Below are 26,368 nucleotides of genomic sequence, written 5' to 3'. Positions count from 1 at the left end.
AGCGATGGCCAAGGTCACGGTCGATGGCATCGAGGTCGAGGTGCCGAACGGCGCCTCGGCGCTTCAGGCCTGCGAGGCAGCGGGGAAGGAGATCCCGCGCTTCTGCTATCATGAGCGGCTGAGCGTCGCCGGCAATTGCCGCATGTGCCTGGTCGAGGTGGAGAAGGCGCCAAAGCCCGTCGCCTCCTGCGCCTACCCGGTCATGGACGGCATGAAGATCTTCACCGACACCCAGACCGTGCGGAATGCGCGGCGCGGCGTCATGGAGTTCCTGCTGATCAACCACCCGCTGGATTGCCCGATCTGCGACCAGGGCGGCGAGTGCGACCTGCAGGACCAAGCGGTGGCGTACGGCAAGTCCTTCTCGCGCTACGAGGAGGGCAAGCGGGCGGTGAAGGACAAGTATGTCGGTCCGCTGATCAAAACGATCATGAACCGCTGCATCCATTGCACGCGCTGCGTCCGCTTCTCTCAGGAAGTGGCCGGGGTGCCGGAGATGGGCGCGACGGGCCGCGGCGAGGCGATGGAGATCGGCACCTATGTCGAGAAGGCGCTGACCACCGAGCTTTCCGGCAACCTGATCGACATCTGCCCGGTGGGCGCCCTGACCAGCCGTCCCTACGCCTTCATCACCCGCCCCTGGGAGCTCTCGAAGATCGAGAGCGTGGACGTGATGGACGCGCTCGGCGCCCCGATCCGCGTGGACGTGCGCGCGGGCGAGGTGCTGCGCGTCCTGCCGCGCCAGAATGACGAGGTAAACGAGGAGTGGCTGGCCGACCGGTCGCGCTTCGCCATTGACGGGCTGAAGCGCCGTCGCCTGGATCGCCCCTGGGTGCGGCGTGACGGCAAGCTCGTTGCGGCCTCCTGGGCGGAGGCCTTCCAGGCTGTCGCGGCCGGACTCCAGGGCAAGCGGATCGGCGCCATCGCCGGCGACACCTGCGATGCCGAGAGCCTGTTCGCCCTGAAGCAGATGCTCAACGCGCTTGGCTCGACCAGCCATGACGCCCGGCAGGACGGGGCCAGGATCGACGCCTCGCGACCGGATTTCTACCTGTTCAACAGTGGCATCGCCGGGATCGACGACGCCGATGCGCTGGTGATCATCGGCAGCAATCCCCGAGTGGAATCGCCGGTGCTGAATGCACGCATCCGGCGCCGCTGGCTGGCGGGCGGCTTCCGCGTCGGCATGATCGGACCTGATGCCGAGCTGACCTACGCGGCCGAGAGGCTGGGAGCCGGCCCACAGGACATCGCCGCCGCCGCTTCCTTCCTGGACGGCGCCGAGCGGCCGATGATCATCCTCGGACGCGGTGCCCTCGCGCGGCAGGATGGCGCCGCAATCCTGAAGGCTGCGTGGGACCTCGCGGCCAGCACCAACGCGCTGCGCGAGGACTGGCACGGCTTCAACCTCCTTCACCATTTCGGCGGGCAGGTCGGCGCGCTGGATGTCGGCTTCGTCCCGGGCGAGGGCGGCCATGACGTCGAGGGGATGCTGGGCGGCGGCGTGGATGCGCTGTGGCTGTTCGCCGCGGACGATTTCGACGTGGCGCGCATCCCGGCCGGCACCTTCATCGTCTACCAGGGCCATCACGGAGACCGCGCCGCCGCGCGCGCCGACGTGATCCTGCCGGGCGCTGCCTACACCGAGAAGGACGGCACCTATGCCAACACGGAAGGGCGCGTCCAGCACGGCCGCCTGTCCACCATGCCGCCGGGCGAGGCGCGTGAGGATTGGCGCATCATCCGTGCCGCCTCCCAGTTCCTGGGCGTAACGCTGCCCTTCGACACGCTCGATGCCCTGCGCGGCGAGATGGCCGGGAACCATCCGGCACTGGCTAGGCTGAATGCCGGCCCGGTGCGCGGCTGCACGGACAGCACGGGTCCGGCCGGGGAGGGGGCGCTTTCCGCCGAGCCCTTCGCGCCGGCTGTCACCAATTACTGGCAGGTGGACCCCATCTCCCGCGCCAGCGCGGTGATGGCGGAATGCGCCGCCACCTACCTGGCGCCGCAGCCGGCGATGGCGGCGGAGTGAGGGCATGACCGAGTTCCTCAACACGCCAGTCGGAATGCTGGCCCTGACGGTTGCCCAGACCCTGGCGCTCCTGGTGCCGGTGCTGATCGCGGTCGCCTACCTCACCTGGGCCGAGCGCAAGGTCCTGGCGGCGATGCAGATGCGCAAGGGCCCGAACGTGGTCGGCCCCTTCGGCCTGCTGCAGCCCTTCGCCGATGCGCTGAAGATGCTGATGAAGGAGACGATCATCCCGTCCGGCGCGTCGCGGCTGCTGTTCATGGCCGCGCCGATGCTGACCTTCATGCTGGCGATGCTGGCCTGGGCCGTCATCCCGGTGAACGATGGCTGGGCCATCGCCGACATCAACGTGGGCATCCTGTACCTGTTCGCGATCAGCAGCCTGGGCGTCTATGGCATCATCATCGCCGGCTGGGCCTCGAATTCGAAGTACGCCTTCCTCGGCGCGCTGCGTTCCGCAGCGCAGATGGTGAGCTACGAAGTCTCGATCGGCTTCGTGATCGTCACCGTGCTGCTCTGCGTCGGCTCGCTGAACCTCACGGAGATCGTGCGGGCGCAGGAAAACCTCTGGTTCTTCATCCCGCTCTTCCCGATGTTCGTGATCTTCTTCATTTCCGCCTTGGCCGAGACGAACCGCGCCCCCTTCGATCTGCCCGAGGGCGAGTCGGAACTGGTGGCCGGGTTCTTCGTCGAATACAGCTCGATGAGCTTCGCGCTGTTCTTTCTCGGCGAATACGCGAACATGATCCTGATGAGCGCGCTGACGACCATCCTCTTCCTGGGGGGATGGTATCCGCCGCTGCACATCGAGCCCTTCACCTGGATCCCGGGTCCGGTCTGGTTCGCGCTGAAGATCGCACTGGTGCTGTTCTTCTTCATCTGGGTGCGCGCGACCTTTCCGCGCTACCGCTATGACCAGCTGATGCGCCTGGGCTGGAAGGTATTCCTGCCTTTCTCGCTGCTCTGGCTCGTGCTCACGGCGGGGTTCCTCAAGATCACGGGGCTGCTTCCGGCATGACGACCCTCGACCGCTTCGCCCGATCCTTTCTGCTGACCGAGCTGGTCGGCGGCATGGCACTGACGCTGAAGCAGTTCTTCAGCCGCAAGGCGACGATCAACTACCCGCATGAAAAGTCGCCTCTCTCGCCCCGCTTCAAGGGTGAGCACGGTCTGCGCCGCTATCCGAACGGCGAGGAACGCTGCATCGCCTGCAAGCTGTGCGAGGCGGTGTGTCCCGCGCTGGCCATCACCATCGAGTCCGAGCCACGCGACGATGGCAGTCGGCGCACCACCCGCTATGACATCGACATGACCAAGTGCATCTACTGCGGTCTCTGCGAGGAGGCCTGCCCGGTGGATGCCATCGTCGAGGGGCCGAACCTCGAATTCGCCGTCGAGAGCCGCGAGGAGCTGCTTTACGACAAGGAGAAGCTGCTGGCGAATGGCGACCGGTGGGAGCCGGTGCTGGCCAAGCGCCTGGAACTGGACGCGCCCTACCGATGATCGCCGCCCTTGCCTTCTACGTCTTCGCGGCGATCCTCGTCGCCTCGGCGGTCATGGTCGTCACCTCGCGCAATCCCGTGCACTCGGTGCTGTACCTGATCCTCGCCTTCTTCAACGCGGCAGCGCTGTTCCTGTTGGCGGGGGCCGAGTTCCTGGCGATGATTCTGGTCATCGTCTATGTCGGCGCCGTCGCGGTGCTGTTCCTCTTCGTCGTGATGATGCTGGACGTCGACTTCAGCCAGCTTCGCGAAGGGTTCCAACGCTACGCGCCCTTTGGCGCCGTCGTGGGCGGGATCCTGTTCCTGGAACTCCTGCTGGTGCTGGGCGCCTGGAACTTTGCGCCCGAGGCCGGCGACCTGCGCTTGGCTCCCGCGCCCGAAGGTGTCTCCAACACCGAGGCGCTGGGGCGGCTGATCTACACGGATTACATCTTCCTGTTCCAGGCGGCGGGGCTGATCCTGCTGGTCGCCATGATCGGCGCAATCGTGCTGACGCTGCGCGACAAGCCGGCGCATTCCCGGCGCCAGGACATCGGCGTGCAGATCGCGCGCTCTTCCAGCCTCTCCATGCAGCGCCCGTCGCCGGGTCAGGGCATCTCGCGTGACGCGATCCTGCGCCCTCTCCCCCCCGAGCCGCGGGAGAAGCCGAAGCCAGTCACGCATGACGGTCATGGCCATGGGGGACACCACTGATGCTGGCCGTCGGCCTCGCGCACTACCTCGTGGTGGGCGCCATCCTCTTCGTGCTGGGCGTCTTCGGCATCTTCATGAACCGCAAGAACGTCATCGTCATCCTGATGTCGGTCGAGCTGATCCTGCTCTCGGTGAACCTGAACCTGGTCGCCTTCTCGGCCCAGCTGGGTGATCTGGCCGGGCAGGTCTTCGCGATGTTCATCCTGACCGTCGCCGCGGCCGAAGCCGCGATCGGCCTCGCCATCGTCGTCATCTACTTCCGCAACCGCGGGACCATCGAGGTCGAGGACGTCTCGACGCTGAAGGGTTAGGCGCATGTTCGTCGGAGCCGTCTTCTTTCCGCTCTTGGGCGCCACCATCAGCGGCTTCTTCGGCCGCTGGATCGGCGACCGGGCGGCCATGTGGTCCACCGTGATCTGCATGGTGCTCGCCGCCGTCTGTGGCGTCTCGGCCTTCTTCCAGGTCGCCATGGGCGGCCAGCCCACGACCGAAATGCTGTTCACCTGGATGGACGTGGGCGACCTCGAATTCGCTTGGTCGCTTCGCTACGACACGTTGAGCGCGGTGATGGTGGGGATGGTCACTTTCATCTCCACGCTGATCCACCTCTACAGCGTCGGCTACATGTCGCATGACGAGACGCCGTCGCGCTTCTTCGCCTACCTGTCGCTCTTCACCTTCATGATGCTGATGCTGGTGACGGCGGATAACCTCGTCCAGCTCTTCTTCGGCTGGGAGGGCGTCGGCCTCGCGAGCTACTTGCTCATCGGCTACTGGTACGAGAAGGAAAGCGCGAACGCGGCGGCGATGAAGGCCTTCATCGTGAACCGCGTCGGCGACCTGTTCTTCATGCTCGGCATGGCGCTGACCTTCTGGACTTTCGGCTCGCTGGAATTCGACGCCATCTTCGCGGCTGCCGCGGATCGGGCCGGGGACACCTTCCTGGGCCTGCCGTCGCTGGAACTGATCGGGATGCTTATGTTCCTGGGCGCCTGCGGCAAGTCGGCGCAGATCGGCCTGCACACCTGGCTCCCGGACGCGATGGAAGGCCCGACGCCCGTCTCTGCGCTGATCCACGCGGCGACGATGGTGACGGCGGGCGTGTTCCTGATGTGCCGCATGTCGCCGGTCATGGAGTACGCGCCCTTCGCCCTGTCCGTGGTCACGGTCGTGGGGGCGACGACGGCGATTTTCGCGGCGACGATCGGCTGCGTGCAGAACGACATCAAGCGCATCATCGCCTATTCGACCTGCTCCCAGCTCGGCTACATGTTCTTCGCCGCGGGAGTGGGTCTCTACCAGGCGGCAATGTTCCATCTCTTCACCCACGCCTTCTTCAAGGCTCTGCTGTTCCTGGGCGCTGGCTCAGTCATCCATGCGATGAGCGATGAGCAGGACATCCGGCGCATGGGCGGCATCTGGCGCAAGATTCCGGTCACCTACGTGGTGATGTGGATCGGCTCGCTCGCACTGGCGGGCATCCCGATTTTCGCCGGTTATTATTCAAAGGACGCGATCCTGGAGGGTGCGATCGCCGCCCAGTCGGGGGTTGGCGCCTACGCCTTCGCCTGCGGGATCCTGGCCGCCTTCCTGACAGCCTTCTATTCCTGGCGCCTCATCATCCTCACCTTCCACGGCAAGCCGCGGGCGGACGCGGGAACGATGGCGCATGTGCACGAGAGCCCGGCGGTGATGCTGATCCCGCTCCTCCTCCTTTCGGTCGGCGCAGTGGCGACGGGATTCACCTTCGCGCCCTATTTCATCGGCGACCTTCAGGAGCAGTTCTGGAACGGCGCGATCTTCAACCTTCCGGCGAAGCACATGATGGAGGCCCTGCACCACGCCCCGCATTGGGTACCGACGGTCGCGAAGATCACCGCCGTGTCGGGCATCGCGCTTGCCGTGCTGCTCTATGGCTTCCTGCCGTGGGTGCCGGCGCGCATCGCAGCCGCGGTGCCGGGGCTTTACCGCTTCCTCCTGAACAAGTGGTATTTCGATGAACTGTACGACCGCGTCTTCGTCCAGCCGGCCCGCCACCTTGCGGTGCGGTTCTGGCAGGTCGGCGACGTCCGGATCATCGACGGGATGCCGAACGGCGCGGCCGCAGTCGCGGCCGGTGCGGCGCGCGGCGCAGTGCGGCTGCAGACCGGGCGAGTGGCGAACTACGCCTTCGCCATGATCATCGGCCTCGTCCTCTTCATCACCATCTTCCTGCTGGGCGCCTGACCGATGAATGCCGCGGGCTTTCCCCTCCTTTCGCTCCTGACCTTCCTGCCGCTGGCGGGTGCGCTGATCATCATGAGCGTGCGTGGCGAGGAGGCCGTCGTCGCCTCCAACGCGCGCTGGACGGCGCTCTGGACCAGCCTCATCACCTTCGCCCTGTCGCTCATCCTCTGGTTCCGCTTCGACAAGTCCAGCCCGGACTTCCAGTTCGTCGAGCAGCTGTCCTGGCTGCCGGAGTTCGGCGTCAACTACATGATGGGCGTCGACGGCATCTCGGTGCTGTTCGTCCTGTTGTCCACCGGGCTGACCCCGCTCTGCATCCTCGCCTCCTGGGAGAGCGTGGAGAACAGGGTGCGCGAGTACATGGTCGCCTTCCTTGTCCTCGAGACAATGATGGTCGGCATGTTCTGCGCGATGGACTTCATTCTGTTCTACGTCTTCTTCGAGGGCGTGCTGATCCCGATGTTTCTCATCATCGGGATCTGGGGCGGGGCGCGGCGCGTCTATGCCGCGTACAAGTTCTTCCTCTACACGCTGCTCGGCTCGGTGCTGATGCTGCTGGCGATCATCGTGCTGTGGTTCAGCGCAGGGACCACCGCGATCCCCGAGCTTGCGGAGTTCGAGATCCCCTTCTCGATCCAGGTTTGGCTGTTCCTGGCCTTCTTCGCTTCCTTCGCCGTGAAGGTGCCGATGTGGCCGGTCCATACCTGGCTGCCCGACGCGCATGTGGAGGCGCCGACGGCCGGCTCCGTCATCCTGGCGGGCGTGCTGCTGAAGATGGGGGCCTATGGCTTCCTTCGCTTCTCGCTGCCGCTCCTGCCCGAAGCCTCGGCTTTTTTCGCGCCCTTCATCTACGTGCTGTCGGTGGTGGCGGTGGTGTACACCTCGCTGGTCGCGCTCGCGCAGCAGGACATGAAGAAGCTCATCGCCTATTCCTCGGTGGCGCATATGGGCATCGTCACGCTGGGCATCTTCACCTTCAACCAGCAGGGGATCGAGGGCGCGCTCTTCACCATGCTGGCGCACGGCGTCGTTTCGGGCGCGCTCTTCCTCTGCGTCGGCGTGCTGTATGACCGCGTCCATTCACGCGAGATCGCGCGCTATGGCGGGTTGGCGAAGATCATGCCGGCCTATGCGCTGGTCTTCATGCTCTTCACCATGGGCAGCGTGGCGCTGCCGGGCACGGCGGGCTTCCCCGGTGAGTTCCTGGTGATCGTCGGTGCCTGGGCGGTCAGCCCCTGGGTGGCGCTGGGCGCGGCGCTCGGCATGATCCTGGGCGCGGCCTACATGCTCTACCTGTACCGGCGCGTGTCCTTCGGCCGCATCATCCGGGACGATTTGCGCTCGCTGCTTGATCTCAGCCCGCGCGAGTATGCGACCTTTGCGCCGCTGATCGCACTGACGCTGTGGATGGGCATCTATCCGCAATCCTTCCTTTCCTTCTTCTCGGTGACCGTCTCGCAGCTGGTGGAACAGCACCAAGCTGCGGTGCAGGCCGCCTCCCGTCTCGCGGGGCTTCCATGAACTGGCAGATCGCCCTTCCTGAAATCGTCCTCGCCATCGCGGGCTGCGTCATCCTGCTCGTCGGGGTCATCCCCCGGCGGGACATGACCTTTCCAGTCGCCATGGCGACGATCGGCGCGTTCCTCGTCACCGGCGTCCTCGTGCTGATGCAGCCCGAGGGGACGGGCTTCGGCGGGCAATACGTGTCCGACAGCTTCTCCGCCTTCATGAAGATCCTGGCGCTGGCCGCGGGGGCGCTTTCGCTCCTGGTCGCCCTCGACTGGAACGAGAAGGAGGGGCTGTCGCGCTTCGAGTTCCCGGTGTTGGCGCTCTTCGCCACGCTCGGGATGATGGTGATGATCTCGGCCAATGACCTGATGAGCCTGTACCTCGGGCTCGAGCTGCTGTCGCTGCCGCTCTACGTCCTCGCCGGCTTCGATCGCGACAATCCGCGCTCGGCCGAGGCAGGCCTGAAGTATTTCGTGCTGGGCGCGCTGTCCTCGGGCCTGCTGCTCTATGGCGCGTCGCTGGTCTATGGCTTCGCTGGCACGACGAGCTTCGACCGCTTGGCCGACGCGCTTTCAGCCGAGGCGGGGGTGAGTGCCGGCGTGGTGGTGGGCATCGTCTTCATCATCGCCGCCCTGGCCTTCAAGATCGCGGCGGTGCCGTTCCACATGTGGACGCCCGACGTGTACGAGGGCGCGCCGACGCCGGTCACCGCCTTCTTCTCCGCCGCGCCGAAGGTCGCGGGCGTGGCGCTGCTGGTGCGGGTGCTGGCAGGGCCGTTTTCCGAACTGTCGGACCAGTGGCAGCAGATCATCGTGCTGGCCTCGCTGGGCTCGATGGTGCTCGGCGCCTTCGCAGCGATCGGCCAGAGCAACATCAAGCGCCTGATGGCCTATTCCTCCATCGGCCATGTCGGCTTCGTACTGATGGGCCTCGCGGTGGGCGGGGAAAGCGGGCTTCGCGGCGTGCTGGTCTATATCAGCATCTACATCGCCATGAATCTCGGCGCCTTTGCCGTGCTGATCGCCATGCGCCGGAACGGCCGCGCCGTAGAAGGCGTCGAGGACCTCGGCGGGCTTGGCCGCAACGACCCTATGATGGCGCTGTGCATGGCCATCTTCATGTTCTCAATGGCTGGCATCCCGCCCCTGGCCGGGTTCTTCGCCAAGCTCTACGTGCTGCTGCCCGCGGTGGAGCAGGGGTTCTGGGTGCTGGCGACGGTGGGCGTCATCTCCTCCGTCGTTTCGGCCTACTACTACCTGCGCATCGTCAAGGTGATGTATTTCGACGCGCCGCTGAACGGCTTCGAGCCGCGCGCTGGGGGCGTGACCGTGGTGCTGGGCGCGACGGCGCTGTTCACGACGCTGTTCTTCCTCTTCCCCGCGCCGCTCCTCGCGGCGGCACGGCAGGCCGCGCTGGCGCTGATGGGGTGAGCGGCGCGACCTCCCGTTGGCGGTTGCGCATCTTCGAGGCTCTGGACAGCACCCAGAGCCTCGTCTCCGGATTGGCGGAGGCGGGCGAACCGGAAGGGCTCGCGGTGATGGCCCGCCGCCAGACGGCTGGGCGCGGCCGCGAGGGACGAAGCTGGGAAGGGCCGTCGGGCAACCTTGCCCTGTCGGTGCTGCTCCGGCCCGGTGGTCCGGCGCGGGACCTGCCGCAATACGGGCTGCTCGCCGCGGTCGCGCTGCACGAGGCGGCGTCGCATCATGCTCCGGGGCTTTCGCTTAAATGGCCCAACGACCTGCTGAGGGACGGCGCGAAATGCGCCGGCATCCTGGCGGAGGGCGCGGTGGACGGGCAGGGGGGCATCGCGCATCTGGTGCTGGGCCTGGGGGTGAATTTGGCCCATGCGCCGGAGGTGCCCGGGCGCTCCACGGCAGCACTCGGCCCGACACCGCCGGAGGAGTTTGCGCGAACGCTCCTCGCTGCGCTCGAAGCCTGGATGTTTCGCCGCCGCCTCGAAGGGTTCGCGCCGGTCCGGGCGGCATGGGAAGCAGCCGGCCCAGTGCGCGGGGAGATGCTGACGCTGCGCCAGGGTTCCGGCACCGTCTCGGGGCGCTATGAAGGGCTGGCCGAGGATGGCGGGCTGATGCTCGCGACCGGGGGGCGGGTGCACCGTTTCCTCGCCGGCGAGGTAGGGGATTAGGCGATGCTGCTGGCCGTGGACGCGGGCAACACCAACGTGGTCTTCGCGGTGCATGACGGGAACGAGTGGCGCGGGCGCTGGCGCATCGCCACCCGCGCGGACCGCACCAGCGACGAATACGCCGTGTGGCTGCTGACGCTGATGACCCACGCCGGGCTGCGCCCCGCGGAGGTCGACCGCTGCGTCATCGGTACCGTGGTTCCCGCCGCCCTCTACAACCTCCGCCGCCTTTCCCGCGACTGGTTCGACTGCGAGCCGCTGGTGGCGCGATCGATCCTCGACTGGGGGTTCCGCATCATGGTGGACCGGCCGCAGGAAGTGGGCGCCGACCGCCTGCTGAATGCCCTTGCCGCGCATCATCATTACAAAGGGCCGCTGATCGTGGTGGATTTCGGCACCGCCACCACCTTTGACGTCGTGGATCAGTCCGGGAACTACCTCGGGGGCGCCATCGCCCCTGGCATCAACCTTTCCATCGAGGCGCTGCACCGCGCCGCGGCCCGGCTTCCGCGCATCGGCATCGGCCGCCCCCAGGCTGCCATCGGCCGCGACACGATCAGCGCCATGCAGTCCGGAATCTTCTGGGGCTATGTCGGGCTGATCGAGGGCATCATCTCCCGCATCCGGGCCGAGGCGGAGCAGCCGCGCCTGAAGGTGGTCGCCACCGGTGGGCTTGCCCCGCTTTTCGCCGAGGGAACCACCTTGATCGAGAAGGTGGACCCCGACATCACGCTGGAGGGGCTGCGCCTCCTGGCTGGCCGCAACCCGCCCCCCCCATCCCCCGCTGGACACGCATGACACCCAAGGACGACCTCGCCTTCATCCCTCTCGGCGGCACGGGGGAGATCGGCATGAACCTCAACGTGTATCGCTGCGACGGAAAGCTTCTCGCCGTGGATTGCGGCATCGGGTTCGGCGGGCCGGACAACCCCTCCGTCGAGATCATGGTTCCCGACCCCGGATGGCTGGCGGAGCGGCGCGAGGACCTGCTGGGCCTCGTCATCACCCATGCGCACGAGGATCATGTGGGGGGCGTGGCGCATCTCTGGCGCTCGCTGCAATGTCCGATTCACGCCGGCCCCTTCGTCTCGGCCGTGCTGCGGCGCAAGCTGGCCGAGGCCGGGCTCTCGCAGGAGGCGGAGCTTCGCCCCTTCGACCTGCCGGGCCGGCTGAAGCTCGGCCCCTTCGACATCGAGTTCCTGCGCGTCGCCCACTCCATCCCCGAGGCCCTGGCCATGGCGATCCGGACGCGCCACGGCCTTGTCGTCCACACCGGCGACTGGAAGCTGGACCCGGAGCCACTGATCGGCCCGCCCACGGACGAGGCCGGCTTCGCCCGGCTGGGCGAGGAGGGCGTGCTCGCCATGGTGTGCGACAGCACCAACGCGCTGGTCGAGGGGCACTCCGGCAGCGAGGCCGAGGTGCGGCACAGCCTGCAGGAGCTGATCCGTTCCACGCGGGGCCGCATTGCGGTGACGTGCTTCGCCACCAACCTGGCCCGCGTCGAGACGGTCGCGCTCGCCGCGAAGGAAGCGGGGCGCGACGTGGCGCTGTTCGGCCGATCGCTCCGCAACTCCGTCGCTGCGGCGCGGGAATGCGGCTACCTGTCCCGCGTGCCCGACTTCGTTGCCGAGGACGAGGCCGGCTACATCCCCGACGACAACCTGCTGATCATCTGCACGGGGTCGCAGGGCGAGGAGCGCTCGGCGCTTGCGAAGATCGCCTCCGACACCCACCCGAACATCGCGCTAGGCGAGGGGGATACGGTCATCTTCTCCTCGCGGCAGATCCCGGGGAACGAGCGCGCGATCCTTCGCGTGCAGGACGACTTGGCCCGGCGCGGCTGCAAGGTCATCACCGCGGATGACCATTTCGTCCATGTCAGCGGCCACCCGGCCCGCGACGAGCTGAAGCGTCTCTATGAGTTGGTGCGCCCGCGCTATGCGATCCCGGTGCATGGCGAGTGGCGCCACCTGTCCGAGCACGCCTCGCTGGCGCGCGGCCTCGGGGCCGAGGCACTGGTGATCGAGGATGGCGACGTGGTCCGCCTCGTCCCCGGCCGGGCCGAGATTGCGGAAAGCGTGCCGGTCGGGCGGCTGGCAGTGGATGGCAGCCGCCTCCTTCCGGTGTCCGGTGGGGTGCTGGGCGCGCGCAAGCGCATGCTCATGAATGGGGTGGTGGTTGCGAGCCTCGCCGTGGACGGGCAGGGGCGGGTCGTGGGCAAGCCGCGCATCTCGGCGCCCGGCCTGTTCGATCCGGATGGCCCCGAGTCCGAGGATCTGGCGGAGGCACTGGCGCGCGGCCTTGGCGAGTTGCCGAAGGGACTGCGGCGCGAGGACGATGCGGTTACCGAGGCGGCGCGCGCCATGCTTCGCAAGGCGGTGGGGAAGCAGCTCCGCAAGCGTCCCAATGTCGAGGTTCACCTTCTGAGGGTCTGATGGGCTGGTTCATCGGTTTCGTCGTCTATTCGCTGGTTTGGTGGACGCTGCTGTTCTGCGTCCTGCCCATCGGCGTGAAGCCAGAGGAAGGCCGCCTGGAGGAGGGAGGGTGGCGCGGAGCCCCCGCCACCCCTCAGCTTGGCCGCAAGATCATCTGGACCACGATCCTCTCGACGGTGATCTGGCTTGCGATCTACGCCCTGATCGAAAGCGATCTGATCTCGTTCCGGCGTGGCTGGCTGGCCATTCCCGATTGAGAGGTTCTGCATAAGGAAAAGGCGACTGCCTGGATTTCACCCGGCGGTCGCCCTTTGAATAGGCATATCCTTGATGGATGCCTGATTTCCAGCCGATTTCTTCCGGCTTTCGCATTGGACCCGACGGGCCATTCCGCCATTATCTCGGAAGAGAGAGGGTGTTCCTCTTTCTGCCGTGTGACTGGCGTTTCCTCCCTAAACTTGGGCTGTCTCCGCAAGGAGGCGGCCCTTCTTTTTCTTTACCTGTTGCAAGTGAGCCATTCAAGTCACTTTCTTCACCAAAAGCGTTGTGCGGCGCAGCAAAATTTCATTCCCGCTGTTGAAAGGGCCGGGTTCAGGCCCAGCCGATTCCGCTGTAGGGTGCGCGTGCCGTTGCCTTCGAGGATTCCGTTCCCTTGCGCCTGACCAAAGCCTTCCTGCCCACCCTCAAGGAAACTCCTGCCGAGGCGCAGATCGTCTCCCACCGCCTGATGCTCCGCGCCGGGCTGATCCGTCAGACGAGCGCCGGCATCTATGCCTGGCTGCCGGCGGGGCTGCGCGTGCTGAACAACGTCGCCCGCATCGTTCGCGAGGAGCAAAATCGCGCGGGGGCGCAGGAAATCCTGATGCCGACGATCCAGTCGGCTGAGCTGTGGCAGCGCTCCGGCCGCTACGAGGATTACGGAAAGGAGATGCTGCGCATCGAGGACCGGCACGGCCGCCCGATGCTGTTCGGTCCCACCAACGAAGAGATGGTGTCCGACATCTTCCGTGGCTACGTCACCAGCTACCGTGAGTTGCCGCGCAACCTCTACCACGTCCAGTGGAAGTTCCGGGACGAGGTTCGGCCCCGTTTCGGCGTGATGCGCGGGCGCGAGTTCCTGATGAAGGATGCCTATTCCTTCGACCTGACCAAGGAGGGCGCGCAGCACTCATACCGCCAGATGTTTGTCGCCTATCTGCGGACCTTCGCGCGCATGGGGCTGAAGGCCATCCCCATGCAGGCCGACACGGGTCCGATTGGCGGCAACCTCAGCCACGAGTTCATCATCCTGGCCGAGACAGGCGAAAGCCAGGTCTTCCTGGATCGCGAGCTGCTCGACTTCGACCCGCTCGCGCAGGAGCCGGATTACGAGGGCGACCTTTCGCCAACCGTGGGTTTCTGGACGAGCCGCTACGCCGCGACCGACGAGAAGCACGACGAGACGGCGTGGGGCCAAGTGCCGGCCGAGCGGCAGGTGAGCGCCCGCGGCATCGAGGTCGGCCACATCTTCTACTTCGGCACCAAGTATTCCGAGCCCATGGGGCTTCGCGTGGCCGGGCCCGACGGGTCCGAGGTGGTGCCGGAGATGGGCTCCTACGGCATCGGCGTGTCGCGCCTTGTCGCCGCGCTGATCGAGGCCAACCACGACGAGGCCGGCATCAAGTGGCCAGACGCGGTGGCGCCCTGGCGCGTTTCCATCCTGAACCTCAAGCCCGGCGACGCAGCGACCGATGCGCTGTGCGACAGGCTCCACGCTGCGATGCCCGACCAGGCGCTGCTGGATGATCGGCCGGAGCGTGCCGGGGTGAAGTTCGCCGATGCGGACCTGCTGGGCTGCCCTTGGCAGGCCATCATCGGCCCGCGCGGCGCCGCGTCCGGCAAGGTGGAGCTGAAGCGCCGCGCGACGGGCGAGCGCGAGGAAGTCTCGCTGGACGAGGCGCTGGCACGCATCCAGGGCTAGGTTCGTGCATGAAGCGGCCGCCTGGCTGCTCAACGAGAGGCACTGATGTTCAACGCATTCGAGCGCACGGTGGCCAAGCGCTACCTCTTGTCGCGCAAGAGCGACCGCTTCACTTCGGTCATCGCGATCTTCTCCTTCCTTGGCATCATGCTGGGGGTGGCGACGCTAATCATCGTGATGAGCGTGATGGGCGGGTTCCGGCAGGAATTGCTGGGCCGCATCCTTGGTCTGAACGGCCACATGGGCGTCTTCGCGGCGGAGCGAGGCAATCTGCGCGACTTCGACGCGGTCGCCGCGGCCGTGCGCCGCGTGCCCGGCGTGGTGAGCGCGACGCCCATCGTCGAAGGGCAGGTTCTGCTGACCGCCGAGGGCGGCGGAGCGAGCGGCGGCCTCGCGCGCGGCATCCGGCCCGAGGATCTGCGCGCGCGGGAGATCATCGCTGGCAACATCCGCGCCGGCTCGCTCGATCAGTTCGGCGGGGATGACGCCATCGCCATCGGCACGCGCCTCGCCTTTCGTATGGGCATCAGCGTGGGTGACCGCCTGACCCTCGTCTCCCCGCAGGGCCGCGCCACCGTCATCGGCACCATCCCCCGACTGCGCGCCTATCGGGTCGTGGCGCTGTTCGAGGTGGGGATGAACGAGTACGACAGCTCCTACGTCTTCCTGCCTCTCTCCGCCGCGCAGACCTACTTCCAGACCGGGCCGGACGCCGCGACGCAGGTGGAGGTCTTCGTCGCCGATCCCACGCGGGTGAGGGCCGTCAACCGGGAGATCCGCGCCGCCGTGCCATCCGGCATCCGCATCCTGGACTGGCAGGACGCCAACTCGTCCTTCTTCGCCGCGGTGCAGGTGGAGCGGAACGTGATGTTCCTGATCCTGACGCTAATCATCATCGTTGCGGCCTTCAATATCATCTCCTCCCTGATCATGCTCGTGAAGGACAAGGGAAGGGACATCGCCGTGCTGCGCACCATGGGAGCGACCCGCGGTGCCATCATGCGGATCTTCCTGCTCTGTGGCGCCTCCATCGGCGCGATCGGCACGCTGATGGGGTTCGCGGTGGGGGTGCTGTTCTGCCTCAACATCGAGAGCATCCGGCAATTCATTCAGATGCTTTCGGGCACGGAGCTGTTCAGCCCGGAAGTGTATTTCCTCACCCGCCTGCCGGCCGTGCTGAACTGGGCCGAGGTTGCGCAGGTCGTGGCGCTGGCGCTGGCGCTGGCCCTGCTGGCGACGATCTACCCCAGCTGGCGCGCAGCCCGAACCGACCCCGTGGAGATGCTGCGCAATGAGTAGCCCGCCGCTCGAACTGCGCGGCGTGGCGCGCCGCTACAGCACGGAGGCCGGAACGCTCGAGGTGCTTCGCGGCGTGGACATGGCGCTGCAGGCCGGCGAGGTGGTGGCGTTGGTCGCTCCCTCCGGCACCGGCAAGTCTACCCTCCTGCACGTCGCCGGATTGCTGGAGCGGCCCGATGGCGGCGAGGTCCTGGTCGAGGGCCGCGCCGCCGGCACGCTAGGCGACGATGCGCGGACGGAGATCCGCCGCAGCACCATTGGCTTCGTCTACCAGTTCCACCACCTGCTGCCCGAATTCACCGCGGCGGAGAACGTCATGCTGCCCCAGATGGCGGCTGGCGTCGGGCGTTCGAAGGCGGCGGAGCGCGCGAAGGATCTGCTCGGCACCTTCGGGCTTGCCGCGCGGCTCGACCATCGGCCTGGCAAGCTTTCGGGCGGCGAGCAGCAGCGCGTCGCGATCGCCCGGGCCCTTGCCAATGCGCCGCGCGTCTTGCTAGCCGACGAGCCGACCGGCAATTTGGACGCTGCGACGGCAGAACTCGTCTTCGCCGAGCTGCTGAACGAGGCGCGGCACCGGGGCCTCGCGGCGCTGATCGCGACCCACAACAACGAGTTGGCCTCCCGCATGGATCGCGTGGTGACCCTGCGCAACGGGGTGCTCGTTCCCGGCTGACGGATCGCCTATACTGGCGGGATGGCCGGCTTCATCCATCTCCACGCCCACTCCGCCTATTCCTTGAGCGAGGGGGCGATCAAGGCGGAGAAGCTGCCGGCGCTCGCCGCTGCGGCCGGGATGCCGGCCGTGGCGTTGACCGACACGGCCAACATGTTCGGCGCGCTGGAATTCGCCCAGGCCGCGAGTGGCAAGGGGGTGCAGCCCATCATGGGCTGCCAGCTTTGGCTCTCCCGCCGCGCCGTGTCCGAGACGCGCGAGGAGGTGATCCGCGCCGGGGCGGATTGCGTGGTTGCGCTGGCGATGGATGCCGAAGGGCTGGCGAACCTCAAGAAGCTGTCCTCGCTTGGCTGGATGCGGGACGACGATCCGTCGGGCCGCCCCGCCATCGGGCTGGATGACCTGCGTGGTCACGGCAAGGGCCTGTTCCTGCTGACTGGCGGCGATTGCGGACCACTTTCTCGCCTGCTGGCCGAGGGCCGACGAGAGGCGGCTTCCTGGCTGCTGGATGCGCTGCGCGAGTGCTTCCCGGATCGCGTGGCGGTGGAACTGATGCGCCACGGCCCCACGCCGCGCCAGGCGGCGCTGGAGCCCGGGCTGCTGCGCTTGGCCGACGAGACGGGCGTGCCCATCGTGGCCGCGAACGACGTGTACTTCGCGGAGGCGAAGATGCACGAGGCGCATGACGCGCTGCTTTGCATTTCCGAGGGGCGCCTGCTCACCGAGCGCGAGCGGCGCCGCGTCTCGCCCGAGCATTGGTTCAAGCCGGCCGACGCGATGCGCGCCGCATTCGCCGACCTGGGCGAGGCTTGCGACAACACGCTTGCCATCGCGAAGCTCTGCACCGTGCTCGAGACGGCCCGCAAGCCGGAACTGCCGGTCTGCCCGAAGGTGCGCGAGGGCCGAACGGAGGGCGAGACGGTGGCCGAGATGGCGCGCGAGGGGCTGGCGCTCCGCTTCGCCCCGGACCCCGTGCCGCCGGTCCATGCCGAGCGGCTGGAATACGAGCTGCGCGTCATCGAGCAGATGGGCTTCTCGGGCTACTTCCTGATTGTCGCAGACTTCATCCAGTGGGCCAAGGCGCAGGGCATTCCCGTGGGTCCGGGGCGCGGCTCGGGCGCGGGCTCCGTCGCGGCCTGGGCGCTGTCCATCACCGACCTGGACCCGCTGCGCTTCGGCCTGCTCTTCGAGCGCTTCCTCAATCCCGAGCGCGTCTCGATGCCCGACTTCGACATCGATTTCTGTCAGGACCGGCGCGACGAGGTGATCCGCTACGTGGTGCGCGAGTACGGTGCCGACCGCGTCGCGCAGATCATCACCTTCGGCAAGCTGCAGGCCAAGGCCGCGGTGCGCGACGTGGGGCGCGTGCTGGGCATGCCTTACGGGCAGGTGGACCGCATCGCCTCGCTCATTCCCAATAACCCGGCCAACCCCGTGCCCCTCGCCGCCGCTATCGAGGGCGAGCCGCGGCTGCAGGAGGCACGCGAGACCGACGAGGCGACGGGGCGCTTGCTCGACATCGCGCTGCAGGTGGAGGGCCTGTACCGCAACGCCTCCACTCACGCGGCGGGCGTGGTGATCGGGCGCAAGCCGCTGCTCGACATCACCGCCATCTACCGCGACCCGCGCAGCGAGATGCTCATCACCCAGTACTCGATGAAGCATGTCGAGCAGGCTTCGCTGGTGAAGTTCGACTTCCTCGGGCTGAAGACGCTCACCGTGCTCGACCGTGCGGTGAAGCTGCTGCGCGAGCAGGGGGTGGAGGTCCAACTCGACACGCTGCCGCTCGACGATGCCGCGACCTATGAGATGCTGGCGAAGGGCGACGCGGCGGGGGTTTTCCAGTTCGAAGGCCAGGGCATGCGCGACTGCCTTCGCGCCATGCGGCCCGACCGCTTCGAGGATCTGATCGCCGCCGTCTCGCTCTACCGGCCGGGGCCGATGGAGAACATCCCCGCCTATTGCGCCCGCAAGCACGGTGAGAAGTGGGACAGCCCGCACCCGCTGATCCACGACATCTTGGCCGAGACCTACGGCATCATGGTCTACCAGGAACAGGTGATGCAGATCGCCCAGGTCATGGCGGGCTATTCGCTGGGCGGCGCTGACCTGCTGCGTCGCGCCATGGGCAAGAAGAACAAGGAGGAGATGGCGAAGCAGCGCGCCATCTTCGTTGAGGGCGCGGGCAAGAACGGCGTTGCCGAGAAGGTGGCCGGCGAGGTCTTCGACCTCATGGAGAAGTTCGCCAATTACGGATTCAACAAGTCGCACGCCGCGGCCTACGCGCTCGTTTCCTACCACACAGCCTATCTGAAGGCGCATCACCCCGTTGCCTTCCTCGCGGCCTCCATGACGCTCGACATGGACAAGACCGAGAAGCTGGCGAGCCATATGCAGGAGGCGTCGCGGCTTTCCATCAAGGTGCTGCCGCCGGACATCAACCGCTCCGGCGCGGAGTTCGTGATCGAGGATGGCTCCATCCGCTTCGCGCTCGCCGCGATCAAGCGCGTCGGGCTGCAGGCGATGAAGGATCTGGTGGCGGCGCGCGACGTGGGCGGGCCTTTTGACAGCCTTGCGGATTTCGCGGCGCGGGTGGACCCGAAGCTGCTCAACAAGATGCAGCTGGAGAACCTCGCCAAGGCCGGCGCCTTCGACAGCATGGAAGGCAATCGCGCCAAGCTGGTGGCGGGGGCGGAGACGGTGCTTCGCCGCGCCCAGGCCAGCGCGGAGGAGCGGGGTTCCAGCCAGATCGGGCTGTTCGGCGAAGCGGAGCAGGGGCCGCCCATGCTGCGCCTGCCCGACATGCCCGACTGGCCCACCTTGGACAAGCTGGCCTTCGAGGCGGAGGCGGTGGGCTTCCACCTTTCGGCCCATCCGCTAGACGAGTATCGCGGGGCGCTGCGGCGCCTCGGCGTCACCCTTTCCGCGCGCATCTCCGAGAAGGCGCGGGCCGGGACGGGGCGGCTGAAGCTGGCGGGCACGGTGACAGGGCGGAAGGAGCGCAACACGCGCACCGGCAGCCGCATGGCGTGGGTGTCGCTCTCCGACCAGGCGGGCGGCTACGAGGTGACCTTCTTCTCCGAGGTGCTGAATCGCTGCCGCGACATGCTGGAGGAGGGCTCGGCCGTGCTGGTCACGGCCGATGCGCGGATCGAGAACGACGCGCTGCGCCTGACCGCCGCCGATTGCGAGAAGCTGGACAAGGCCGCCGCCGGGGCGGGGCAGGGGATGCGCGTCTTCGTGGAGGCTGCGACCGCCTTGCCCGACATCAAGGCGCTGCTGGAGCGCGAGGGGCGCGGCAAGGGCCGCGTCTCCATCGTGCCGCGCCTCGGCCCCGGGCAGGAGGTCGAGGTGGCGCTGCCGGGCGGCTGGAATGTCGGGCCGCGCATGATGCAGGCCCTGAAGGTGCTGCCGGGCGTGGCGCAGGTGGAGGAGGTCTAGCGCCTCACCCCAGCGTCCAGGCCTCGTGGATGGCGCTCTGCACCGCACCGCCCAGCACGGCACCGCCGCCGGCCACGTAAATCCAGTCCCCGATGGCCACCGCCGCGACGGCGTGGCGCGGCGTCGGCATCGGCGCATGGCTCTGCCAGGTGTCGGAGGCGGGGTCGTAGCTTTCCATCTGGCCGAACACCTTGGCGTCCCGCGCCTGTCCGCGCTCCAGGATGCCACCTTCGCCGCCCATCACGTAGAAGCGGCCCTTGTGGATCACCATGCCGTGGCCGGAGCGCGCCGTGGGCAGCTTCGCCCTCTCCTCCCAGGTGTCGCGGGCGGGAAGGTAAACGTGGTGCATGCCCGTGTTGTACTGGAAGGTGTTGAACCGGCCGCCGACGACGTGGATCACGCCGTCATGAGTCACGCAGCCGACATGGTCGCGGCCCGCTGGCAAGGGCCGGCGCAGCTCCCACTTGTCGGCCTGCGGGTCGTAGACCTCGTGCCAGGCGATGGAGGCGCGCTCTGGCGCGGGGTCGGTCGCGCCGCCAATCAGGTGAATCTTGCCGTCCAGCACCGTGGCGGCGGCCGCGCCGCGCGGGCGAAGCAATGGTGCGATCTCCTGCCAGCGGTCGCGGGCGACGTCGTAGAAGAAGGCCTTGTCGTCGCAGCGGCGATTCTGCTCGATGAAGCCGCCCAGCGCATAGACACGCCCGGCATCGGCCACCACCGCGACGTGGTTCGCCCCGCGTGGCAACGGCGCAGCGTCGAGCCACTGGTCCCGCGCCGGGTCGTAGACCGTGTGGTAGGCGCGGTTCACCCGACCTTCGCCATAGCCACCGACCACGTGCATGCGGCCATTCCAGGCCGTGGCCCAGGCCATCTCGGAGCGCGGGATCGGCATGTCGGCGCGCTTGATCCAGCGGCCGGCCGGGCCGGCGGGGGCGGGGCTGTCGGTCACGCGCTGCGCCGCCTGCTCCGGCGTGATGTGGTGCGGTGCGCCGCCCTGAAAAAGGTTGTGGAAGGGCTCGGGCGAGGGCGTCATCGGCCGCAGCGCCGGGGCTTGTTGCGCCCCGTGGTGCTGGGCCAGCGCGGCACCGGGCAGCAGCACGGCCCCGGCGGCGAGGAGGTGGCGGCGGTTCATGGCGTGGCTCCTTCGGGCTGCGCAGCCCGGGAACGGTTGGATATCCCACGGCAATGCTCGACAGCGGCACCGGATACGTCAAGGACCGGGATGGCGGGCGGCTCTCCATCGGCTAGGTTCAGGCGGCAGGACGAGAGGGGATTCCATGATCCGTCGGCTGGCTGAAGAAGGGCGCCTGTCCGGCGCGGTGGTGCATGGCGGGCTGGTCTGGCTGGCCGGGCAGGTGCCGGACGACACGTCCGGTGATGCCGAGGCACAGACCGCGGACGTGCTGCGCCAGATCGACGCGCTTCTCGCCGAGGCCGGCACGGACAAGTCGCGCCTGCTGAGCGTGACCGTGGTGCTTGCCGACATCGGGGATGCCCCTGCGATGAACCGCGCCTGGGACGCTTGGCTCGACCCCTCGGCCAAGCCGGCGCGGATGACGATCCAGGCCCCGCTGGTGGACCGATCCTGGAAGGTGGAGATCACGGGGGTGGCGGCTCTGCCCGGCTGACGCGCCGCAACGCGGACAGGGAAGCGGCGCAGTTCCGCCGCAAATCGGTTGCGATGGTGGCGGTGCAGGATCGGGTGGGCTGGATGGATTCGGAGTTCTGGAAGCGGAAGCGGGTGCTGGTGACGGGCGGGGCGGGGTTCCTCGGCTCCAATCTGTGCCACGCCCTCGCCGGGCTGGGGGCGCGGGTCACGGCGCTTGACGCGATGTTGCCCGAGGGGGGCGCCAACCCGGCCAATCTGGAAGGGGCCGGCGTGATGCTGGTGCGCGGCGATATCCGCGACACGGAACTCCACTCCCTCTGCCAGGGCGCCGAGGTGCTGTTCAACATGGCGGCCCAGACCAGCCACATGGGCGGGCAGCGCGACCCGGTGGCGGATATCGCCATCAACGCCGTCGCCCAGGTGCGTCTCATCCAGGTGATGCGCGAGGCGGCGCCTGGGGCGCGCGTCGTCCATGCCTCGACGCGCCAGTTCTACGGCCGTCCCATCGCCCTGCCGGTGGACGAGATGCATCCGGTGAACCCGCCCGACGCCAATGGCGTGTCGAAATGGGCCGGCGAGCAGTACTGGATGCTGGAGAACCGGGTCCTAAGCCGTCCGGTTGTTTCCCTGCGCCTGACCAATTGCTACGGCCCGCGCCTGCGCATCGCCGATGCGCGCCAAACCTTCCTGGGCATCTGGATCCGCCGCCTGCTGGAAAGCGAGCCCTTCGAGGTTTGGGGCGGGGCGCAGCTTCGCGACCTAGCCTTCGTGGACGACGTGACCGATGCCTTCCTGACCGCGGCCGAGCAGGCGGACCGGCCGGGCGTCGCCGGGCAGGTCTTCAACCTCGGTGGAGCGCCGCCCGTCTCGCTGCTGGAACTGGCCGAGCGCATCATCGCCGCCAATGACGGGCAGGGAAGCTTCACGACGCGCGAGTTCCCCGCCGACCGCGCTCCGATCGACATCGGCTCCTACGCCGCCAACGACAAGGCCTTCCGCGACGCGACGGGATGGGAGGCGCGGGTTTCGCTGGATGAGGGGCTGCGCCGCTCTCTCGATTGGTACCGCAGCCGCCTCGCCGATTACGCCTTCTGAGCTTTCACGGGAAACGCCATGTCCGCCGCACCCAACTTGCTGCCCTTTGCCGACCCCGGAGCGGGCTATCGCGCCCTGAAGTCCGAGATCGACGCCGCCCTGGCCCGCGCGCTGGAAAGCGGCTGGTACATCCTCGGCAAGGAGGGCGAGGCCTTTGAGCGGGAATTCGCCGAGTGGGTCGGGCTGCCGCGCGCGGTGGGCTGCGCGAACGGCACCGATGCGCTGATGCTCATCCTGCGCGGCATGGGCATCGGCGAGGGCAGCACGGTCGTCACCGTGTCGCACACGGCGGTGGCGACCGTGGCCGCGATCGAGATGACGGGCGCCACGCCGCTGCTGCTCGACATCGATCCCGACACCTACACCATGGACCCGGACGAGCTTCGCGCCGTGCTGGAGGACCCGCCGCCCGGCCTGCCGCCGATCCGCGCGGTCATCCCGGTGCACATCTACGGCCAGGCCGTAGATCTCACCCCCATGCTGGCGGCGTGCCGCGACGCCGGCGTTGCACTGATCGAGGACTGCGCCCAGTGCCACGGCGCGCGTCTCGACGGGCAGATGCTCGGCACGTTGGGCGACGCGGCGGCCTTCAGCCTTTACCCGACCAAGAACCTGGGTGCGCTGGGCGATGGCGGCATCCTTGCCACGCGCGACGCGGAGCTTGCGGATCGCATCGCCGCCATTCGGCAGTACGGCTGGAAGCGGCGCTACATCAGCGACCTCGTCGGCGTGAATTCCCGCCTGGACGAGGTCCAGGCTGCCGTGCTGCGCGTGAAGCTGAAGCATCTGGATCGGCAGAATGCCCGCCGTCGCGAGATCGCGGCGGCCTATGACGCCGCGCTGGCCGGAACCGGATTGACGCCCCCCGCCCGCCGCCCGGGCGCGGAGCATGTCTATCACCTCTACGTGCTACGCCATGCAGAGCGCGACGCGCTGATGGCGCGGCTGAAGGAGCAGGGGATCGGCACCGGCATCCACTACCCGGTTCCGGTGCACGAGCAGCCGGCCTACGCCCGGCGCGTCGCCCTTGGCCCCGCCGGCTGCGCGGAAACCGCCAAGGCGGCGCGCGAGGTGTTCTCGCTGCCCATGTACCCGGAGATCTCCGACGAGGAGGTGGGACGGGTCTGCGCCGCGCTCCGCGGGCTCTGAAGTCGCGTGGCGGCGCTGCTGGCCTTGCCGGCCGCGGCCCTGCTGGAAATTCTGGGCTGCTTCGCCGCCTGGGCGGTGCTGCGCCAGGGGGCGAGCGCCTGGTGGCTCCTGCCCGGCGCGCTCTGCCTCGCGGGGTTCGCGGGGCTCCTCGCCCTCGCACCGACGGTCACCGCGGGGCGGGCCTTTGCCGCCTATGGCGGGGTCTACGTGGTGGCAGCCCTGCTCTGGGCGACCATCGTGGAGGGGGACAGGCTGCGCTTCTTCGACGCGGTTGGGACGTTGATGCTTCTGGCCGGGGCGGGGCTGCTCCTGCTGCCGTGACTTTTCCGCATCCGCATGGTTTCGACCGTGCGGGCGCTTCGGAGGAAGGAACCAAGATGGCGCGTTACCTCGTTTCGGGCGGAGCCGGCTATGTCGGCAGCCATGTGGTCCTGACCCTGCTCGATCAGGGCGACGAGGTGGTGGTGCTGGATGACCTGTCCAGCGGCCACGGCGGCTCGCTGCAGCCGGGCATTCCCTTCGTGCAGGCCTCGCTGGCGGATCGCAAGGCGCTGGACGAGGTCTTCGCCGCCTGGAAGTTCGACGCGGTGTTCCACCTCGCTGCGCTGTCGCTGGTGGGCGACAGCATGAAGGAACCGCTGCGATATTGCCGCGAGAACCTGTCGAACAGCATCAATCTGGCAGAGGCGGCGGTGAAGGCGGGCTGCCTGCGCTACGTGCTGTCCTCCACGGCAGCGGTGTTCGGCGTCCCGCGCGAGGTGCCGATCACGGAGGAAACGCCGACCCTTCCGGTCAATCCCTATGGCTTGTCGAAGCTGATGATGGAGCAGGCCCTGGGCTGGGCCGAAGGGGCGAATGGTCTGCGGTCCGCCTGCCTTCGCTATTTCAATGCTGCCGGCGCCGACCCGGCGGGGCGCTGCGGCGAGGACCACGACCCGGAGACGCACCTGATCCCGCGCGCCATCCTCGCCACGCTCGGGCAGTTGCCGCCGCTGCACGTCTTCGGCACGGATTACGACACGCCGGACGGAACGGCGGTGCGCGACTACGTGCACGTCATGGACTTGGCGGCGGCGCATGTCGCGGTGCTGCCGCGCCTGGACCAGGGCTCGGTGCGCTACAACCTCGGCAACGGGCGCGGTCATTCGGTGCGTGAGGTGATCGCTGCCGTCGAGCGCATTTCCGGCCAGAAGGTGCCCTACGAGAACGGGCCGCGCCGGGCCGGCGACCCGCCCGTGCTCGTCGCTTCCTCCGCCCGGATGATGGCCGAGACCGGGTGGCGCCCGCGATTCGACGATCTGGACCAGATCGTCGAGACGGCCTGGAACTGGCACGTCGCGCATCCGCGCGGCTACGGCACGCAGCGCAGCGCGGCCTGATCAAGCGAGGGAGGCGCCGCGCTCCTCCAGCAGGGCGCGCAGGGCCGAGCGGTGGCAGCGCTCCTCATCCTCGCAATAGCAGCCGACCGAGAAGGCCGCTCCATGCGACATCGCCGCCAGGAGGTCGAGCGTGTGCCGGGGGGCGGGGGCCTCCATCCCGGCCCGATAGGCGGACAGGAAGGCGCGCCATTCCGCTTCGGTCCGCGCCGTCCGGCCGCTTGCCACCAGCGCGGGGCTGGGCGAGAGCTCGGGCAGCCAGACATCGAACCAGTCCTCGGCCGCGTAGCGCTCCCTTCGGACGCCGCGCGGCGGGCGGCGCACCGTGCCGATCCGGGTGCCCTTGCCGGGGTGGCGCGGCGTGCCCAGCCGGACGATGCGGACGAGCATCAGATCAGCCGCGCCTCGAAGGGAGGCTTGAGGTCTGGGGCCTCGAACTCCACCACCCAGAGGTCGGGGTCGCGCTTCACCTGGCGATCCACATAGGCGGTGGCGTCCGCCTCCTCGACCGGCGCCGCGCCGGTGCCGCGGATCCAGGCCGGGCGGCCTTCCGCGTCGCGCGCCTGGGCGAGCACGACAAAGCCTTCGCGGCCATGCAGCACGCACAGCACCCCACCCGAATCCGCGTCCCCCTTGCGGAGGATGGCGGCGGGGCGGCCGGCCATGTCCGACATGCGCACGGCCATGGAAACCCAGATATGCGCCTTGACCTTCGCGTCCATGCTCCGTGTTTGGGGGTTTCCCTCCCTTGTCGCAAGCGCGGCCGGGGGGCAGATGGTGGCCCATGGAAAGCACCAAGCTGACGCCCGGCCAGCGGGCCTATGAGCAGAAGCGCGCGCAGAAGGCCGGGATGAGCCTGGATGCTTGGCTGCGCGACAAGGAGAAGCGCGCGGCGGCGGAGACCGCTGCGGCGCCGGCGGCAGCCAAGCCCGACAAGAAGCCTGGCTTGTTCGCCCGGCTGATGGAGCGGGCGAACAAGCCGCTGTGATTGACGGCCCCATCCCGCTGGATGGCGGACCGGTCCCTGGGCTGGAGAGTCTGCCGCGAGCGGAGATGACGCTGATGGAGCAGACCCTTCCGCAGCTCGTGGACGCCGCGCTGCGCGGCCCGCTGGTGCTGACCCGCAATGGGCAGGACGCCTTCGTGATCCTTCCGGTGGATGCCTTTGCGCGCCTTGCCGCGGCCGCCGAACGCAAGGGACCGGTCATCGAGGGCTGACGCGGCAA

Annotated in this window: 26 protein-coding genes; 23 read left to right on the top strand and 3 right to left on the bottom strand. The window is 68.1% G+C overall.

The features are described 5' to 3' along the window. The first annotated feature begins 4 nt into the window (after positions 1-4). From nuoG to dnaE, 16 genes are all read left to right on the top strand, one after another. Complete coding sequence (gene nuoG, locus OF850_RS04380) at positions 5-2,032, top strand: NADH-quinone oxidoreductase subunit NuoG (protein WP_301588610.1); 2,028 nt, start codon at positions 5-7, stop codon at positions 2,030-2,032. 4 nt (positions 2,033-2,036) lie between these two features. Beyond that, positions 2,037-3,047: an NADH-quinone oxidoreductase subunit NuoH gene (gene nuoH / locus OF850_RS04375; RefSeq protein ID WP_301588607.1), complete on the top strand. Its 1,011-nt coding sequence runs from the start codon at positions 2,037-2,039 to the stop codon at positions 3,045-3,047. Further along, positions 3,044-3,532 (top strand): NADH-quinone oxidoreductase subunit NuoI, encoded by a 489-nt coding sequence (nuoI, locus tag OF850_RS04370; protein ID WP_301588605.1) that lies wholly within the window; start codon positions 3,044-3,046, stop codon positions 3,530-3,532. Before nuoH ends, nuoI begins: the two co-directional genes overlap by 4 nt. Next, positions 3,529-4,224 (top strand): NADH-quinone oxidoreductase subunit J, encoded by a 696-nt coding sequence (locus OF850_RS04365; RefSeq protein WP_301588603.1) that lies wholly within the window; start codon positions 3,529-3,531, stop codon positions 4,222-4,224. Before nuoI ends, OF850_RS04365 begins: the two co-directional genes overlap by 4 nt. Then, positions 4,224-4,535, top strand: a complete 312-nt coding sequence (nuoK, locus tag OF850_RS04360; protein ID WP_207537050.1) for an NADH-quinone oxidoreductase subunit NuoK — start codon at positions 4,224-4,226, stop codon at positions 4,533-4,535. Before OF850_RS04365 ends, nuoK begins: the two co-directional genes overlap by 1 nt. 4 nt (positions 4,536-4,539) lie before the next feature. Further along, positions 4,540-6,450, top strand: coding sequence for an NADH-quinone oxidoreductase subunit L (gene nuoL / locus OF850_RS04355; RefSeq protein WP_301588600.1), 1,911 nt, complete (start codon positions 4,540-4,542; stop codon positions 6,448-6,450). A gap of 3 nt (positions 6,451-6,453) precedes the next feature. Beyond that, a complete protein-coding gene (locus OF850_RS04350) occupies positions 6,454-7,971 on the top strand; it encodes an NADH-quinone oxidoreductase subunit M (protein WP_301588598.1) in 1,518 nt (505 codons plus the stop codon). Then, a complete protein-coding gene (gene nuoN, locus OF850_RS04345) occupies positions 7,968-9,389 on the top strand; it encodes an NADH-quinone oxidoreductase subunit NuoN (RefSeq protein WP_301588597.1) in 1,422 nt (473 codons plus the stop codon). The genes OF850_RS04350 and nuoN overlap by 4 nt, the downstream gene beginning before the upstream one ends. Continuing rightward, positions 9,386-10,102 carry a biotin--[acetyl-CoA-carboxylase] ligase gene (locus tag OF850_RS04340; protein ID WP_301588596.1) on the top strand — a complete coding sequence of 239 codons (717 nt, stop codon included), beginning with the start codon at positions 9,386-9,388 and terminating at the stop codon, positions 10,100-10,102. Before nuoN ends, OF850_RS04340 begins: the two co-directional genes overlap by 4 nt. Positions 10,103-10,105: 3 nt before the next feature. Beyond that, a complete protein-coding gene (locus OF850_RS04335) occupies positions 10,106-10,900 on the top strand; it encodes a type III pantothenate kinase (RefSeq protein ID WP_301588595.1) in 795 nt (264 codons plus the stop codon). Beyond that, positions 10,897-12,540, top strand: a complete 1,644-nt coding sequence (locus OF850_RS04330) for a ribonuclease J (protein ID WP_301588594.1) — start codon at positions 10,897-10,899, stop codon at positions 12,538-12,540. Before OF850_RS04335 ends, OF850_RS04330 begins: the two co-directional genes overlap by 4 nt. Beyond that, positions 12,540-12,797, top strand: coding sequence for a DUF1467 family protein (locus OF850_RS04325; RefSeq protein WP_301588593.1), 258 nt, complete (start codon positions 12,540-12,542; stop codon positions 12,795-12,797). The genes OF850_RS04330 and OF850_RS04325 overlap by 1 nt, the downstream gene beginning before the upstream one ends. A gap of 395 nt (positions 12,798-13,192) precedes the next feature. Then, a complete protein-coding gene (gene proS, locus OF850_RS04320; RefSeq protein WP_301588592.1) occupies positions 13,193-14,500 on the top strand; it encodes a proline--tRNA ligase in 1,308 nt (435 codons plus the stop codon). Between the two features lie 45 nt (positions 14,501-14,545). Beyond that, positions 14,546-15,799, top strand: a complete 1,254-nt coding sequence (locus tag OF850_RS04315; RefSeq protein ID WP_301588590.1) for a lipoprotein-releasing ABC transporter permease subunit — start codon at positions 14,546-14,548, stop codon at positions 15,797-15,799. Further along, a complete protein-coding gene (locus OF850_RS04310) occupies positions 15,792-16,472 on the top strand; it encodes an ABC transporter ATP-binding protein (protein WP_301588589.1) in 681 nt (226 codons plus the stop codon). Before OF850_RS04315 ends, OF850_RS04310 begins: the two co-directional genes overlap by 8 nt. A 21-nt stretch (positions 16,473-16,493) precedes the next feature. Further along, the gene (gene dnaE, locus OF850_RS04305) at positions 16,494-19,913 is read left to right on the top strand and encodes a DNA polymerase III subunit alpha (RefSeq protein ID WP_301588588.1); all 3,420 of its coding nucleotides are present in this window, start codon (positions 16,494-16,496) and stop codon (positions 19,911-19,913) included. 4 nt (positions 19,914-19,917) lie between these two features. On the opposite strand, the gene OF850_RS04300 is transcribed toward dnaE, so the two are convergent. Next, on the bottom strand, positions 19,918-21,045 hold the full coding sequence (locus OF850_RS04300) for a Kelch repeat-containing protein (RefSeq protein ID WP_301588587.1): 1,128 nt from the start codon (positions 21,043-21,045) through the stop codon (positions 19,918-19,920). Positions 21,046-21,190: 145 nt separating this feature from the next. Here OF850_RS04300 and OF850_RS04295 point away from each other — a divergent pair, with 145 nt between their 5' ends. From OF850_RS04295 to galE, 5 genes are read left to right on the top strand one after another with little or no spacing between them, the layout of a single operon-like run. After that, positions 21,191-21,541: a RidA family protein gene (locus tag OF850_RS04295; protein ID WP_301588586.1), complete on the top strand. Its 351-nt coding sequence runs from the start codon at positions 21,191-21,193 to the stop codon at positions 21,539-21,541. Continuing rightward, complete coding sequence (locus OF850_RS04290) at positions 21,436-22,617, top strand: NAD-dependent epimerase/dehydratase family protein (protein WP_368044671.1); 1,182 nt, start codon at positions 21,436-21,438, stop codon at positions 22,615-22,617. Before OF850_RS04295 ends, OF850_RS04290 begins: the two co-directional genes overlap by 106 nt. A gap of 18 nt (positions 22,618-22,635) precedes the next feature. Next, a complete protein-coding gene (locus tag OF850_RS04285) occupies positions 22,636-23,766 on the top strand; it encodes a DegT/DnrJ/EryC1/StrS family aminotransferase (protein WP_301588584.1) in 1,131 nt (376 codons plus the stop codon). Positions 23,767-23,772: 6 nt separating this feature from the next. Then, positions 23,773-24,087, top strand: a complete 315-nt coding sequence (locus OF850_RS04280) for a YnfA family protein (protein ID WP_301588582.1) — start codon at positions 23,773-23,775, stop codon at positions 24,085-24,087. Positions 24,088-24,143: 56 nt separating this feature from the next. Then, the gene (gene galE, locus OF850_RS04275) at positions 24,144-25,145 is read left to right on the top strand and encodes a UDP-glucose 4-epimerase GalE (RefSeq protein WP_301588581.1); all 1,002 of its coding nucleotides are present in this window, start codon (positions 24,144-24,146) and stop codon (positions 25,143-25,145) included. On the opposite strand, the gene OF850_RS04270 is transcribed toward galE, so the two are convergent. Both OF850_RS04270 and OF850_RS04265 read right to left on the bottom strand, forming a co-directional pair. Next, positions 25,146-25,532 carry a DUF488 domain-containing protein gene (locus OF850_RS04270; protein WP_301588580.1) on the bottom strand — a complete coding sequence of 129 codons (387 nt, stop codon included), beginning with the start codon at positions 25,530-25,532 and terminating at the stop codon, positions 25,146-25,148. It lies immediately after the preceding gene. Continuing rightward, positions 25,532-25,864: a DUF1491 family protein gene (locus OF850_RS04265; protein WP_301588579.1), complete on the bottom strand. Its 333-nt coding sequence runs from the start codon at positions 25,862-25,864 to the stop codon at positions 25,532-25,534. The genes OF850_RS04270 and OF850_RS04265 overlap by 1 nt, the downstream gene beginning before the upstream one ends. Before the next feature lie 62 nt (positions 25,865-25,926). Here OF850_RS04265 and OF850_RS04260 point away from each other — a divergent pair, with 62 nt between their 5' ends. Continuing rightward, positions 25,927-26,130, top strand: a complete 204-nt coding sequence (locus tag OF850_RS04260) for a hypothetical protein (protein ID WP_301588577.1) — start codon at positions 25,927-25,929, stop codon at positions 26,128-26,130. Between the two features lie 74 nt (positions 26,131-26,204). Next, positions 26,205-26,360, top strand: coding sequence for a type II toxin-antitoxin system Phd/YefM family antitoxin (locus OF850_RS04255; RefSeq protein ID WP_301588575.1), 156 nt, complete (start codon positions 26,205-26,207; stop codon positions 26,358-26,360). Positions 26,361-26,368: the final 8 nt, after the last annotated feature.

Origin of the sequence: Sabulicella glaciei, assembly GCF_026183895.1 — a bacterium.
In the GTDB taxonomy this organism is placed as follows: Bacteria; Pseudomonadota; Alphaproteobacteria; order Acetobacterales; family Acetobacteraceae; genus Roseococcus; species Roseococcus glaciei.
The sequence above is the reverse complement of the archived record's forward strand: the minus strand, read 5'-3'. Positions and strand labels throughout refer to the sequence as shown.

What these genes read in the sequence shown, in the direction of transcription:
- nuoG (WP_301588610.1), top strand. Translation starts at nt 5, where the DNA reads ATGGCCAAGGTCACGGTCGATGGCATCGAGGTCGAGGTGCCGAACGGC.
- nuoH (WP_301588607.1), top strand. Translation starts at nt 2,037, where the DNA reads ATGACCGAGTTCCTCAACACGCCAGTCGGAATGCTGGCCCTGACGGTT.
- nuoI (WP_301588605.1), top strand. Translation starts at nt 3,044, where the DNA reads ATGACGACCCTCGACCGCTTCGCCCGATCCTTTCTGCTGACCGAGCTG.
- OF850_RS04365 (WP_301588603.1), top strand. Translation starts at nt 3,529, where the DNA reads ATGATCGCCGCCCTTGCCTTCTACGTCTTCGCGGCGATCCTCGTCGCC.
- nuoK (WP_207537050.1), top strand. Translation starts at nt 4,224, where the DNA reads ATGCTGGCCGTCGGCCTCGCGCACTACCTCGTGGTGGGCGCCATCCTC.
- nuoL (WP_301588600.1), top strand. Translation starts at nt 4,540, where the DNA reads ATGTTCGTCGGAGCCGTCTTCTTTCCGCTCTTGGGCGCCACCATCAGC.
- OF850_RS04350 (WP_301588598.1), top strand. Translation starts at nt 6,454, where the DNA reads ATGAATGCCGCGGGCTTTCCCCTCCTTTCGCTCCTGACCTTCCTGCCG.
- nuoN (WP_301588597.1), top strand. Translation starts at nt 7,968, where the DNA reads ATGAACTGGCAGATCGCCCTTCCTGAAATCGTCCTCGCCATCGCGGGC.
- OF850_RS04335 (WP_301588595.1), top strand. Translation starts at nt 10,106, where the DNA reads ATGCTGCTGGCCGTGGACGCGGGCAACACCAACGTGGTCTTCGCGGTG.
- OF850_RS04330 (WP_301588594.1), top strand. Translation starts at nt 10,897, where the DNA reads ATGACACCCAAGGACGACCTCGCCTTCATCCCTCTCGGCGGCACGGGG.
- OF850_RS04325 (WP_301588593.1), top strand. Translation starts at nt 12,540, where the DNA reads ATGGGCTGGTTCATCGGTTTCGTCGTCTATTCGCTGGTTTGGTGGACG.
- OF850_RS04315 (WP_301588590.1), top strand. Translation starts at nt 14,546, where the DNA reads ATGTTCAACGCATTCGAGCGCACGGTGGCCAAGCGCTACCTCTTGTCG.
- OF850_RS04310 (WP_301588589.1), top strand. Translation starts at nt 15,792, where the DNA reads ATGAGTAGCCCGCCGCTCGAACTGCGCGGCGTGGCGCGCCGCTACAGC.
- dnaE (WP_301588588.1), top strand. Translation starts at nt 16,494, where the DNA reads ATGGCCGGCTTCATCCATCTCCACGCCCACTCCGCCTATTCCTTGAGC.
- OF850_RS04300 (WP_301588587.1), bottom strand. Translation starts at nt 21,045, where the DNA reads ATGAACCGCCGCCACCTCCTCGCCGCCGGGGCCGTGCTGCTGCCCGGT.
- OF850_RS04295 (WP_301588586.1), top strand. Translation starts at nt 21,191, where the DNA reads ATGATCCGTCGGCTGGCTGAAGAAGGGCGCCTGTCCGGCGCGGTGGTG.
- OF850_RS04285 (WP_301588584.1), top strand. Translation starts at nt 22,636, where the DNA reads ATGTCCGCCGCACCCAACTTGCTGCCCTTTGCCGACCCCGGAGCGGGC.
- galE (WP_301588581.1), top strand. Translation starts at nt 24,144, where the DNA reads ATGGCGCGTTACCTCGTTTCGGGCGGAGCCGGCTATGTCGGCAGCCAT.
- OF850_RS04270 (WP_301588580.1), bottom strand. Translation starts at nt 25,532, where the DNA reads ATGCTCGTCCGCATCGTCCGGCTGGGCACGCCGCGCCACCCCGGCAAG.
- OF850_RS04265 (WP_301588579.1), bottom strand. Translation starts at nt 25,864, where the DNA reads ATGGACGCGAAGGTCAAGGCGCATATCTGGGTTTCCATGGCCGTGCGC.
- OF850_RS04260 (WP_301588577.1), top strand. Translation starts at nt 25,927, where the DNA reads ATGGAAAGCACCAAGCTGACGCCCGGCCAGCGGGCCTATGAGCAGAAG.
- OF850_RS04255 (WP_301588575.1), top strand. Translation starts at nt 26,205, where the DNA reads ATGGAGCAGACCCTTCCGCAGCTCGTGGACGCCGCGCTGCGCGGCCCG.